The sequence below is a fragment of the Castellaniella sp. FW104-7C03 genome (assembly GCF_040276085.1).
Classification (GTDB): domain Bacteria; phylum Pseudomonadota; class Gammaproteobacteria; order Burkholderiales; family Burkholderiaceae_B; genus Castellaniella.
Genome location: NZ_JBELOK010000015.1, coordinates 1 through 13,399, shown reverse-complemented (window position 1 = coordinate 13,399; position 13,399 = coordinate 1). Strand labels below are relative to the sequence as shown.

The following is a 13,399-nucleotide window of genomic DNA, read 5'->3' as shown; positions in this document are numbered from 1 at the left end:
TGACACAGCCAATCAAAGGAAAATGACCATGATCTCATTCTTGAAATGGAGCACAACATGAAAACAATCACAAAGCAAGCCGGCGTAAGAGTGCCAATTGCGAAGACACAAGACCCCAAGACGCAGGGCCTGCCGGTCCAACGACTGAACGCCATCTCCAAGACGCACGTACCAGCGAAGCACTCGGACTTGAAGACATTGCCCGACAAGTCAATGGTCGACATCCCAGCTGAAATAAGGGTGCACTCGGCACAGGAACTCGTGGAGTACCAACGCGACTTCTTCGAGCGCTCCGTTCTGTTCTGGGACACGCTACGCCAGCGCGCCAACAACATGCTCGAACACGAGCGCGAGGGCATGCCGCCGCTGCTCGATTTCAAATACGAGACGCTGCTCGATGCACGGCGCTTCGAGCGCCCGGCCAACTACACGCTGTTGCGCATCACACAGGTTGGTGAAGACTGTTGGGACGACTGCGTCGACCTCGATAAGCCGCCCGTCATCGTGGTCGATCCGCGCGCGGGCCACGGCCCGGGCATCGGCGGCTTCAAGCACGACTCCGAAGTCGGCATGGCCATGCACGAGGGCCACCCGGTCTATTTCGTCATCTTCTTTCCTCAGCCTGTACCGGGCCAGACACTGTTGGACGTGCTGCATGCGTGGCGTCGCTTCGTTGAAGACGTGGCACAACGCCACCCTGGCAAACCGCCGGTACTCTACGGCAACTGCCAGGCCGGCTGGGCGCTGACGTTGCTGGCTGCCGACTGCGAGGGGCTGAGCGGGCCGGTGGTGCTAAACGGCTCGCCCTTGTCGTATTGGGCGGGCGAATCCGGCGCCAACCCGATGCGCGTGTCCGGCGGTCTGCTCGGTGGCGCCTGGCTGGCGCATCTGACCGCGGATCTGGGCAACGGACGCTTTGACGGCGCATGGCTGGCGCAGAACTTCGAGAACCTCAAGCCAGAAAAGGCGATCTGGGAGAAATACGCCAATCTCTTTAGCAACGTCGACAGCGAACAGGACCGCTTTCTCGAATTCGAGCGCTGGTGGAACGGCTTCTATTTCCTGAGCCGCGAAGAGATTCTTGCGATCGTCGAGAATCTGTTCATCGGCAACCAGATCGAACAGGGCCAGTTCCGGGTCTGCGACGGGCACACAGCCGATCTGCGGCGCATCAAGAACCCGCTCATCATCTTCGCCTCGTACGGCGACAACATCACGCCGCCACAGCAGGCGCTCGGCTGGATCCCTGTGGTTTATACCGACACAGCCGACCTTAAGAAAGCCGGCCAGCGTATCGTCTACCTGACGAATCCGCACGTCGGCCACCTTGGCATCTTCGTCTCGGCCAGCGTGGCTCGCCTCGAACATCGAGCCATCCTCGAGAGCCTTACCGAGATCGAGGCGCTCGCTCCTGGCCTCTACGAGATGAAGATCGATAACCCGACTGGAGACCCGGATTGTCATAAACCGGCGTTCAGCGTCCGGTTCGAGCCTCGTCAAGTCGAGGACTTGAGGCAGGACACTTCGAGTGGAGCTTTTGAGCGTGTGAGGCAGGTGTCAGAGTTCAACGAAACACTGTACAGGTCGTTCGTGAGCCCCTGGGTGCAAGCACTAGCCACGCCATGGACGGCAGAGATGCTGAAGTGGCTGCACCCAATGCGCACCAGCCGCTACTTGCTGTCAGAAGCGTTCAATCCGTGGATGCACGGCGTCGCTGCGTTGGCGGGACCGCTGGCAAGCAACCGCCACCCGTTGGCAAAGGACAACCGGCTTATGGCGCATGAGCGCGAAACACTCGGAGAAATCACGCGCACCCTCGAAAAGACTCGTGAAGCACGCGATGCTGGCTATGAACAGATCTTTAGCCTGCTGTACTGGCAACCGCAATAGTATGGAAGACCCCGACTTCCCCTTGACGGTCATGACGACGGGCACGGACTCGGACCGGTAATCAAATCATCGGTTTGCGACTCGCTGACAATCGCAATGCACTAACCAAGCTTGCACCACCATTACATTACAAAATTGTCATGTTGGTGTCATCTGATCGACATGAGCGCTTCGCTAAACTCTTATATATCAGTGCAATAGTTGCGTTGGTCGCGTATTAGCGGCCAACCTTCATGTCTTTCTCGTTCCGACCACAGGACCCGCACACGTGAAACACCAGTCACCATTTTCCATCGCTTTACCCTCACCGGTGTCGTTTGCGCTTAAGACTCGGACATTCGGCTCACCCACAGTAACGGAGGCGATTCCATGACTCAGCAGCAACCCATAAAACGACCCAAACACGCGCAGCACAGCAAACAGGACGCCGTCCAATACACCTGCCCGATGCACCCCGAGGTGATCTCCGATCAACCGGGTGATTGTCCGAAATGCGGCATGCACCTTGTGCCCGTAGAAAGTGGCGAGCCACAGGCGCATTCCAGCCACGACAATTGTCATGGGCACGGGCACGCCCATCAAGCTGACCATAAAACCACCGCACCGGTTCGCGGCGGCAAGTACGACAAGGTGCCAGCCGGATATGTCGGCGCCGTCTACACCTGTCCGATGCACCCCGAGGTGCGGCAGACCAAGCATGGTGCCTGTCCCTTGTGTGGCATGGGGCTGGAGCTGGAATCAGCAGCGCTCGGCGACGAGGGGCCGAATCCCGAACTGGTGGATTTCACCCGCCGCCTTTGGGTCGCGGTCGTCCTCACGATCCCGGTGCTGGTGCTGGCGATGGCCCCCTATCTGGGCATCACGGCGATTCACGATTTCTTCGGTGGGCGAACCTCGATGTGGATCGAACTGGTATTCAGCACCCCAGTGATTCTGTGGTCAGGCTGGCCATTTTTCGTGCGCGGCTGGAATTCGTTTCGCACCATGAACCTCAACATGTTCAGCCTGATCAGCATGGGGGTTGGTGCGGCCTATCTCTTCTCGATCGTCGCGGTGCTGGTGCCGGACATCTTCCCCGAGGGCTTTCGCCGCGAAGACGGCACTGTGGGTGTCTATTTCGAAGCTGGGGCGGTCATCGTTGCCCTGGTGTTGCTCGGCCAGGTCATGGAACTGCGTGCACGGGAAGGCACCGGCAAGGCGATCCGTGCGCTGCTGGACATGGCTGCCAAGACCGCACGGGTGATCCGTCCTGATGGCACCGAGGAAGAAATCCCGCTGGAAGCCGTGCAGGTGGGCGATCACCTGCGGGTGCGCCCCGGCGACAAGGTGCCGGTGGACGGCGTGGTGATCGACGGCCGCTCTTCCATCGACGAGTCAATGATCTCTGGTGAGCCAATCCCGGTGGAAAAAGTCAAGGACGACCAACTCACCGGTGCCACGATCAACGGCACTGGCAGCCTGATCATGGAAGCCACCCGAGTCGGTGCCGATACCACGCTCAGCCAGATCGTCGAGATGGTGGCCAATGCCCAGCGCTCGCGCGCGCCGATTCAGAAATTCGCCGACAAGGTGGCGGGCCAGTTCGTCCCCACCGTGGTCATCATCGCGATCATTTCCTTCATTTCCTGGGCGATCTGGGGGCCAGCACCCGCGTTAGCCTACGCGCTTGTCTCGGCGGTGGCGGTGCTGATCATCGCCTGCCCCTGCGCGCTGGGGCTCGCCACGCCAATGTCGATCATGACGGCCACTGGGCGTGGCGCGCAGTTGGGGGTGTTGATCAAGAACGCCGAGGCACTGGAGCGTTTCGCCAAGGTCGATACGCTGATCGTCGACAAGACCGGCACCCTGACCGAAGGCAAGCCAAAACTGGTGGCGGTATTGCCTGAAACCGGGCACGACGAGACCGAGGTGCTGCGGCTGGCGGCGACCCTGGAAAAGGGTTCTGAGCACCCGCTGGCTGAAGCCATCGTCGCCGGTGCCGAGGAGCGCGGGGTCGAACTGGGCAAGGCCGATGAGTTCGAGGCCGTGACCGGCATGGGCGTCAAGGGTGTGGTCGATGGCCATCCGGTGGCGCTCGGCAATGCCAGGCTGATGACCGAACTGGGCCTCGACGGCGGCAAACTGGCGGACACCGCCAACGCCCGCCGGGACGAGGGCGAGACGGTGATGTTCGTGGTGCTGGAAGGCGCCATCGCCGGCCTGGTCAGCGTCGCCGACCCGGTGAAGGCAACCACGCCCGACGCCTTGAAGGCGCTGCACAAATTGGGCTTTCGGATCATCATGGCCACGGGCGACAATGAGCGCACCGCGAAGGCAGTGGCCGAGCGCTTGGGTATCGATGAAATCCGTGCCGACGTGCTGCCCGAGGACAAGGCGCGCATTATCCGCGAGCTGCAGGCCGAGGGACACAAGGTGGCAATGGCGGGCGACGGGGTCAACGACGCGCCAGCGTTGGCTCAAGCCGATGTCGGTATTGCCATGGGCACCGGCGCCGACGTGGCGATCGAAAGCGCGAGCTTCACGCTGCTCAAAGGCAACCTCGACGGTATTGTGCGCGCCCGAAAGCTGTCGCTGGCCACCATGCGCAACATCAAGCAGAACCTGTTTTTTGCACTGATCTATAACGGCGCGGGCGTGCCGATCGCCGCCGGGATCCTCTATCCATTCTTTGGCATCCTGATCGGACCCATCTTTGCTGCTTTCGCGATGAGCGCTTCTTCGCTGTCGGTGGTCTTGAATGCGCTACGCCTGCGTCGCGTGAAGATCTGATCATGGCTGAGAACTGGCCCTGCCCAGACCGGCGGCCAAACAAAGGGCACTTCTGGCTGGCCGTGGGGTCCGCGCTGACGGCCGCTGTCTTCCTGCTTTGGGAAGAGCATCAGGTGCCTCTGCTCGGTGCCCTGCCCTGGGTGATCCTGCTCGCCGGCTGCCTGCTGATGCATGTGTTCCTGCAGGGTGGCCGTCTTAGGCCAAGACCGGACCGCGATCATAAGGTAGCGCACAAAGATGTTCGCGATCCATGAAGAACGTGAGATAGCGGGCTAGTTCGGGTGAGCAATGGCAGGTCTACGCGGCGTACACGCTGCGCCTCATACTGCGCCAGCAGAGCTTACTGGCATAAGCGCTCGGCGCATCCAGCAGCTGGCCATCAGTCAAGACGCCACACAGCCTTTTATCAGGAGGTCAATCAATGTCGACGATGTTATCTATCCTGGTGGTCAACTCTGGCTCATCCAGCCTCAAATTCGCCCTGTTCGGCCTGGCCGATGGTCTCAATCGTCAGTTGTGGGGGGAGGCCAGCGGCATCGGCACTGAACAGGGACGGTTTCGCGTCGTGGATGCTTGGGGACAAGTCCTCGCGAACAGCGACGTGCGGTTCGCGGATCATGCGGCAGCCATTGCGCGTCTCGACGAGATCCTGCGTCAGCAAGGTGAAGGGCTGAATCTGGTTGGCATCGGACACCGAGTGGTCCATGGGGGGGCGGACTGTGACTGTTCGCAGCGTATCGACGACACACTGCTGCGTCGTCTGGGGACGCTGATTCCACTGGCCCCGCTGCATCTGCCACACAACCTGGCCGGCATCGCCGCCATGCGCGCGCATTTTCCCAACGTACCCCAGCTCGTCTGCTTCGACACGGCGTTTCATCACGGCCTGCCTGAGGTCGCCCGGCATACCGGACTGCCCCGGGAGTACGAGGCTCAGGGCGTGCGTCGCTATGGCTTTCACGGACTCTCCTACGAATTCATCGTCGAGGATCTGGTGCGCCGCCACGGCCCTGCGGCACTTGACGAACGTTTGATCGTCGCGCACCTGGGCAGCGGCGCCTCCATGGCGGCGATCCGCGATGGGCGCAGCGTCGAGACAACAATGGGTTTCAGCGCTCTGGGCGGCATGCCTATGGGTACCCGCAGCGGCGATCTGGATCCCGGCATCCTGCTGTATCTGGCCGGGCAGCAAGGACTCGATCCCCAAGCACTCCAGGCGTTGCTCTACCAGCGCTGCGGCTTGCTAGGCCTCTCCGGCGTGAGCGCCGATATGGGCGAACTCCTGGCCCGCCGTCAGGACACCCCGGAGGCTGCGCTGGCGATCGACTTCTTCTGTCATCGCGCACGCCACTTTATCGGTGCCCTGAGCGCAGCCCTCGGTGGGTTGGACCGGCTGGTTTTCACCGGCGGCATCGGCGCAAACGCACCGGACATCCGCGCGCAGATCTGTGATGGCCTGGCGTACCTGGGCGTGACACTGGACCCGGAGCGCAACCGCAAGCCTGAGCCGTTGATCTCCGCCGCCGAGGGCCTAGTCCAAGTGGAAGCCGTGACCACCGATGAAGAGCGGATGATCGCCCGGCACGTGCAGCGTCTATATGCCAACCAACGAGAGGAAACATGACCAATAGAGCCATCCAGCGATTGACCACGCTTGATGACCTGGTGCAGCAGGCCCGGGACGGGGACCCAATTCGGGTCGCCGTGGTCAACGCGGCCCAGGCTGCAGTACTGGAAACGCTTCGCGATGCGGTGCGACTCGGAATCGCCGAACCGGTGCTGATCGGCCGCGCCGTCGAGATCGCCAAGGTCGCGGCCACGCTCGGCTGGGAGCTTGATCTAGCATCCGTGATCGAAGCAGACTCGGAGGGGGAAGCCGCCCGCTGCGGGGTGGAACTCGTGCGCGACGGTCGCGCCGACGCGCTGATGAAGGGACACATCCACACCGATGCCTTCATGCGCGCCCTGCTCGACAGCGAGCATGGCTTGCGCCAGCCTGGCAGCCGCGTCAGCCACGTTTTCCTGATAGATATACCCAATTACCCACGGTTGCTCGCCATCACCGATGCAGCGGTGAATATCACGCCAGACCTCAACGCCAAAGCGCAGATTCTGCAGAACGCCATCGCACTGATGCATATGATCGGCGTCGAAACGCCCCGGGTGGCGGTAATCTCGGCGGTAGAGACCGTCAACCCGGCGATCCCCTCCACTCTGGACGCGGCCTGCCTGACGCTAATGGCCCGCCGCGGACAAATCATCGGTGCCGAGGTCGATGGGCCGCTGGCCTTCGATAACGCCATCTCCGAGCGCGCGGCCCGCGACAAAGGTATCGAGTCGTCGGTGGCGGGCCAGGCGGACATCCTGCTGATGCCGGACCTGGTCTCGGGCAATATCCTGGCAAAAAACCTGGAGTACCACGGTGGTGCCACCGCAGCGGGGGTGGTCATGGGGCTAACGGTACCGGTAGTGCTGAGCTCTCGGGCCGACCCGCCGGCGGCGCGCCTAGCGGGACTGGGCGTCGCTGTGCTGATGTACCGGGCAGGTATCCGGCTGCCGATCCCAACCGTACTGGAGACGGAATCAGCCTTTCTCTGTGCCCCACAGCCTGAGTCGGCCTGTTGCCCCAAGGAGGTGTGCTGATGGATGCCTAGTCATTGGGACACCACTGATCCACGATAGTTTTTAATCGAGCCACATCCATGCTGCAATACCCCCTGATCGACCCCATCGCCCTGCAAATCGGCCCGCTCGCCATCCACTGGTATGGCCTGATGTATCTCACTGGCTTTGCCCTGGCATGGCTGCTGGGCCGCTGGCGCATCCGGCATCACCCCTGCGGCCTGACCCTACGCGATCTCGAGGACATCATCTTTTACAGCGTGCTGGGTGTGGTGATTGGCGGGCGCCTGGGGTATGTACTGTTTTACAAACCGGGCGACTACCTCAGCCACCCCCTCTCGGCGCTCTACCTATGGGAAGGCGGCATGTCGTTTCACGGTGGTCTGCTGGGCGTAATCGTGGCCATGCTGATCTTTGCCCGCAAGCGCGGTCGCACACTGCTGGAGATTGGCGACTTTGTCGCGCCACTCATCCCTTTGGGCCTGGCTGCTGGGCGCCTGGGCAACTTTATCAATGGCGAGCTATGGGGCCGCGCCACCACAGTGCCTTGGGGCATGGTGTTTCCACAAACGGGGGACGGCATCGCACGCCACCCATCGCAACTCTATGAAATGGGACTCGAAGGCTTTGCGCTATTTGCACTTATCTGGTGGTTTGCACGCAAGCCACGCCCGGTCGGACAAACAAGTGCGGTGTTCTTGATGGGCTACGGGGTCTTTAGATTTATGGTGGAGTTCACCCGTGAGCCGGATAACTATCTGGGGCTCTTTGCCGGTGGCCTGTCCATGGGTCAGTTGCTTTCATTACCCATGATTCTCTTCGGAATTTTTATTTACTGGTGGGCCGCGAGACGATCGGCCCACGCACTGTCACCGTGACTGTCTCACTCTACTGTGGTGAACATTGCAAAGTTGTCATGGCGGCGTCATCCGATCGACATGAGCGCTTCACTAAACTCTTATACATCAATGCAATAGTTGCGTGGGTCGCGTATAAGCGGCCGACCGCCATATCTTTCTCGTTCCGATCACAGGTACGCACACGTGAATCACCAGTCATCGATTTTCATCGTATTACCCTCATCTGTGCCGTTCGAGCTTAAGACTCGGCCACCGGGCTCCGAACGGAATCTAGCACCCTACACAGAACCATCCCTCACAGCACTTCAAAAGGACATTCATCATGGATGAATCGATCTCTCATTCAAGCGTCTGGGGTATTGCAGCGATCATGATCGTGATTGCCTCCTGGATCTTCTACCGCTATCTGGCGCCGAAGACCTGGCGTGAATGGGCCAGCGCGGGACTCGTGCAGGCATTCATCATTGCGCTGTACGCCGAGATGTATGGCTTCCCGCTCACCATCTATCTGATGGTCCGGTTCTTCGGGCTCGACAGTGCAAATCTGAGCGCCAGTCTCTGGTCCACGCTGCTGGGCGTGGGTGAGCTGGGCATGATGATCTCGATGGTGCTCGGCTACCTCTTGCTGTTTGTCGGCATCGGTTTGTTCGCCCAGGGCTGGCGCGAGCTCTACCGCGCGCAGAAGGAGAAGCGTCTCGCCACCAACGGCTTGTATGCGCTGGTCAGGCACCCTCAGTACACCGGCCTGTTCATTGGCCTCTTTGGCGAGGGCGTCGTGCATTGGCCGACGATCTTCTCGGTGGCGCTGTTTCCCGTGATTGTGCTGGTCTATTGGCTGCTTGCGCGAAATGAGGAGAAACGCGTGCTGGCAGAATTCGGAGACGAGTATCGCGCTTATCAGCGACGTGTGCCCATGTTCATCCCTCGCGTCAGCCAGTGGGGGCGACTGGTCGAGCGCTCCAGCGGCGGCAGCGCGCAGGAACTGCCGCGGCATTGACGTACTAAGGCCAATCGCTCGTCGCTTCTTTGTGCGGCTGTCCAGAACGAATGGTCGACGCCCGAACGATCTCAAGAAAGGAGTTGGAAATGGCTTGGCTAACAGAGAACTGGATCTGGGTACTGTTTGGAGTGGCATTCATTGCCATGCACTTGTTCGGACACGGGTGCCATGGAGGGCATGGCGGAGACCATAGCTCGAGTTCCCGCGAAGATCGCGTCACGAACAGGATTTCCGACAAAAAGGCCGAAGAGAACCCGCCGGAAGCCACGGGTAGCAGCCGCAAGCCACATCGTCATTAGGAGCGCTTCCTGTACGAGGCATTACATTACGAAATTGTCATGGTCAAGTCATCTGATCGACATGAACACTTCGCTAAACTCTTATATATCAATGCGATAGTTGCGTCAGTTGCTTATTAGCTGCCGCTCCCCGACAGTTGTAACTGTCTCTAGCTGACCAGGAGTTCAACATGACCTACATACGTACCTTTGTGTCTATCGCTGCTCTGACCAGTGCAGCCCTGACCGCCTCGGCCTGGGCTGTTGCTGGCGATCAAAACGACAGCCATCACCCTGCACGTGACACTGTCGCTCAGGTTGCTCAGGTGCAATCGGGTAGCCCGGGCGCAGATATGCGCGCGAGCACCACTGACCCCGACCATGCCGGCCAGATGAAGGCGATGCAGCAGATGCACGATGAAATGCTGGCCGCAAAAACGCCCGAGGAGCACAGTGCGCTGATGGCCAAGCAGATGAAGCTCATGCAAGGCGGCATGAATATGATGGGCAGTGGCATGGGCGCGGACGCTGCAACGGGCAAACCGGCAGACATGGCCGCTCGCCAGGCCATGATGGAGCAGCGTATGGACATGATGCAGTCCATGATGCAGATGATGATGGACCGCCTGCAAGCGGTTCCGGCAACAAAGTGAGATCCGCCGGGAAAGTTCGAGGCGGATGAACGGCCCGGCGCGGTGTGGGATCTAGCAAGCCGAACCAATAACACCGTCTCCGTCATTAATGTGGATAACACAGTCATTCCATAAGCTCAACTTGACGAATACGCTGTCATTACAAAAATGTAATGACAGTGTCATCGGGCTGACATGAGCACTTCGTTAAAGTGCTAGCCATTGATTTAATTGAAGCCTTGATCATCTACGGATGATTGACGCGTACTCTCTTCCGACCCCAGGATATGCTCACGTGAAACACCAGCCACCACTTTCTCTTGCTCTACCTGTACTACCCCGTCGTCGCTTCGTTCAGGGCCTAGCAGCTGGTGGCGTATTGTTAGGCTTATCACCCTTTGCTAGGGCTACCGGGGCTCTATCAACGGATACAAGCACTGGTACAGCTTCTGTGCTTTCTGGAACTGAGTTCAATCTGGAAATCGGTGAATCCCCGGTCAACTTTACCGGCAACCCACGGATGGCTACCACCGTCAACGGTTCGCTACCTGCACCGACCTTACGTTGGCGCGAAGGCGATACGGTGACGATCCGTGTCAAGAACCGCTTGAAGGAAGCAACCTCTATTCATTGGCATGGCATCATTCTGCCCTTCCAGATGGACGGCGTGCCAGGAATCAGTTTTACCGGCATTGCGCCCGGCGAGACCTTCACCTACCGGTTCAAGGTCGAGCAAAGTGGCACGTACTGGTATCACTCGCACTCAGGAATGCAGGAGGCGATTGGCGTCTATGGCGCCATTATCATCGAGCCAGAGCAAACCGACCCAATACGAGCCGACCGGGAGCACGTGATTCAACTCTCGGACTGGACCGACGAAGATCCTATGCGGGTACTCGCCAAGCTGAAAATGCAGGGAGACTATTACAACTATAACCAGCCTACCGTGGTCGATTTTTTCCAAGATGCGTCCCAGGATGGCCTGAAAGCCGCCATCGACAAGCGAAAAATGTGGAACGAAATGCGTATGAGTCCGACCGATCTGGCAGACTTATCGGCTAGCGTGCTCACCTATTTGATGAACGGCACGACACCTGCCGGCAACTGGACGGGGCTGTTTCGCCCGGGTGAGCGTGTCCGTCTGCGTTTCATCAATGGCGCGGCCAACACCTTCTACGATGTACGTATTCCTGGCCTTAAGTTAACAGTGGTACAGGCCGATGGCGTGAACGTAGAGCCAGTAACAGTAGACGAATTTCGCTTTGGGCCAGGGGAAACCTACGACGTGCTGGTCGAGCCCAAGGACGATACCTATACCGTTTTTGCACAAGCGATGGATCGCACCGGCTACGCGCGCGGCACGTTGGCGACGCGTGCTGGACTAGTCGCTGCAGTTCCCCAGATCGATAAGCCTGAGTGGCTGGATATGGCCGACATGATGGGCGCCATGGGCGGAGGCATGGCTGGGATGGCTGGCATGGATCACGGCGGTTCGAGCCAACCTCCCATGGCGGGAATGAATCATGGCGCCATGGCAGGTATGAACCACGCTGGCATGGCCGGGATGATGGCTGGTATGGACCATAGCGCCATGGGTAAAGACAAGGCCAGCAGCGCCGTACGCCATGCCAGAACCGAGTACGGTCCGAGCACCGATATGCACGTCGATATACCGCGCACCAATCTGGACGACCCGGGCATCGGGTTGCGCAATAACGGCCGGCGGGTACTGACCCTGGCAGACCTGCATACGGTAGGCGGCGCCATGGACCCGCGCGGGGCTGAGCGCGAAATCGAGCTGCATCTTACCGGCAATATGGAACGCTACGCCTGGTCTTTCGACGGCGTTGAATTCGGTAAATCCACGCCTGTGCATTTTCGCTACGGCGAGCGGGTCAGGGTTATTTTGCACAACGACACCATGATGACGCACCCCATGCATCTGCACGGCATGTGGAGCGAGCTGGAAACGCCCGATGGCGCCTTCCAGGCACGTCGCCACACGATTCCCGTACAACCGGCGCAACGCATCAGCTTTCTGGTCACGGCAGACGCGCTGGGCCGCTGGGCCTGGCATTGCCACCTGATGCTCCACATGGATATGGGTATGTTCCGCGAAGTGGTGGTGGCATGAACCCAGCAAACGAGAGGAAGGGAATCCAGGCCGTGAATACCCATATGAAAAAACGCATTCTTGCACTCGCTATAGCTGCGCTAGGCGCTACCCCGCTTTTTGCCTACGCTCAAGCGCACGACGCCCATAGCAGCCATACCGCCGTACCAGCCAGCTCAGCTCCTACCGATGCAGCCAGCATGTCGGGCATGGATCATAGCAAAATGAATATGCCGAGCATGGACCATGGCACGATGAATATGAGTGGCCAAGCCCACGAAGCTATGGATATGAAGTCAACCAGCACGCCTAAGCCAGCAGCGGCTATGTCTGGTATGAACCATGGCCAAACCAACACTGCTCCGTCAACCCCTACTCACGATATGGGTGCAATGGACAAGGGCAGCGGCGAGATGGATCATGGATCCATGCAAATGCAAGGCGGATCGGCGCCACCTGATGCCCGTGATCCCGACGCTTACTCTGGGGGGTACACACTGGATTCTGGCAAGTACTCACTGGGCCCGACGCAGCGCCTGCGTATGTCCGACGAGCACAACTTCGCCTCTGTGAAGATGGATCGGCTTGAGTACGTCAGAGCCCGTGGCAATGAATGGGCTGCCTATGAAGGGCAAGCCTGGTTTGGCGGCACCTACAACCGGGCAGTGCTAAAAGCTGAAGGCGAAGTGGCAAACGGCAAACTTCAGGAGTCCCAAACAGAGTTGCTGTGGGGACACGCGATTTCCACGTTCTGGGACATGCAGTTGGGGGGGCGTTTCGATCACGGCCAAGGCGTTCCAAACAGAGAGTGGCTAGCCTTTGGCGTACAGGGCCTAGCGCCTTATTGGTTCGATATTGATGCCACTGCCTACGTGGGGACTAGCGGTAGAACAGCGCTAAGCCTGAGCGCTGAATACGACCTGCTACTCACACAGAAACTGGTATTACAGCCTCGCGTAGAAGTTAACTTCTATGGCAAGCGCGATGAAGCCCGTGAGATAGGTAGCGGCCTATCAGACGGTACGGCGGGCCTACGTCTGAAATACGAAGTGACCCGGCAATTCGCTCCCTACATCGGGGTGGAATGGGCTGGCAAGTTCGGTCAAACAGCCACCTTCGCTCGGGATGCCGGCGAACGTACACGCGAAACCCGCTTTGTGAACTGACCCCCAGAAGTTGGACAGTTAAAAGGCTGGGCTAAGTTGAGAAGGCCTGAGTTCGGTATTGCACTGGGC

11 protein-coding genes are annotated in these 13,399 nt (G+C 59.5%); all 11 read left to right on the top strand.

Features of this window, described 5'->3' with window-relative positions; genetic code table 11:
* The first annotated feature begins 57 nt into the window (after positions 1 to 57).
* The 11 genes from ABS758_RS14315 (at position 58) to ABS758_RS14265 (ending at position 13,330) form a co-directional block, all read left to right on the top strand.
* Complete coding sequence (locus ABS758_RS14315; protein ID WP_492304521.1) at positions 58 to 1,890, top strand: DUF3141 domain-containing protein; 1,833 nt, start codon at positions 58 to 60, stop codon at positions 1,888 to 1,890.
* Positions 1,891 to 2,259: 369 nt separating this feature from the next.
* Entirely contained in the window at positions 2,260 to 4,659 is a 2,400-nt protein-coding gene (locus tag ABS758_RS14310) for a copper-transporting P-type ATPase (RefSeq protein WP_350383988.1), read from the top strand.
* Between the two features lie 2 nt (positions 4,660 to 4,661).
* Positions 4,662 to 4,913, top strand: coding sequence for a DUF2933 domain-containing protein (locus ABS758_RS14305; protein ID WP_350383989.1), 252 nt, complete (start codon positions 4,662 to 4,664; stop codon positions 4,911 to 4,913).
* Positions 4,914 to 5,080: 167 nt separating this feature from the next.
* Positions 5,081 to 6,283, top strand: coding sequence for an acetate/propionate family kinase (locus ABS758_RS14300; RefSeq protein WP_350383990.1), 1,203 nt, complete (start codon positions 5,081 to 5,083; stop codon positions 6,281 to 6,283).
* Positions 6,280 to 7,302 (top strand): bifunctional enoyl-CoA hydratase/phosphate acetyltransferase, encoded by a 1,023-nt coding sequence (locus ABS758_RS14295; RefSeq protein ID WP_350383991.1) that lies wholly within the window; start codon positions 6,280 to 6,282, stop codon positions 7,300 to 7,302. Before ABS758_RS14300 ends, ABS758_RS14295 begins: the two co-directional genes overlap by 4 nt.
* Before the next feature lie 59 nt (positions 7,303 to 7,361).
* On the top strand, positions 7,362 to 8,159 hold the full coding sequence (gene lgt, locus ABS758_RS14290) for a prolipoprotein diacylglyceryl transferase (protein ID WP_350383992.1): 798 nt from the start codon (positions 7,362 to 7,364) through the stop codon (positions 8,157 to 8,159).
* A 304-nt stretch (positions 8,160 to 8,463) separates the two neighbouring features.
* Positions 8,464 to 9,138 carry a methyltransferase family protein gene (locus ABS758_RS14285; RefSeq protein WP_350383994.1) on the top strand — a complete coding sequence of 225 codons (675 nt, stop codon included), beginning with the start codon at positions 8,464 to 8,466 and terminating at the stop codon, positions 9,136 to 9,138.
* A gap of 50 nt (positions 9,139 to 9,188) precedes the next feature.
* Positions 9,189 to 9,440, top strand: coding sequence for a DUF2933 domain-containing protein (locus ABS758_RS14280; protein WP_350389112.1), 252 nt, complete (start codon positions 9,189 to 9,191; stop codon positions 9,438 to 9,440).
* A 170-nt stretch (positions 9,441 to 9,610) separates the two neighbouring features.
* Positions 9,611 to 10,072: a hypothetical protein gene (locus tag ABS758_RS14275; protein ID WP_350383996.1), complete on the top strand. Its 462-nt coding sequence runs from the start codon at positions 9,611 to 9,613 to the stop codon at positions 10,070 to 10,072.
* A gap of 232 nt (positions 10,073 to 10,304) precedes the next feature.
* Entirely contained in the window at positions 10,305 to 12,185 is a 1,881-nt protein-coding gene (locus ABS758_RS14270; RefSeq protein ID WP_350383998.1) for a copper resistance system multicopper oxidase, read from the top strand.
* Positions 12,186 to 12,229: 44 nt separating this feature from the next.
* Complete coding sequence (locus tag ABS758_RS14265; protein WP_350389110.1) at positions 12,230 to 13,330, top strand: copper resistance protein B; 1,101 nt, start codon at positions 12,230 to 12,232, stop codon at positions 13,328 to 13,330.
* The last annotated feature ends 69 nt before the right edge of the window (positions 13,331 to 13,399 follow it).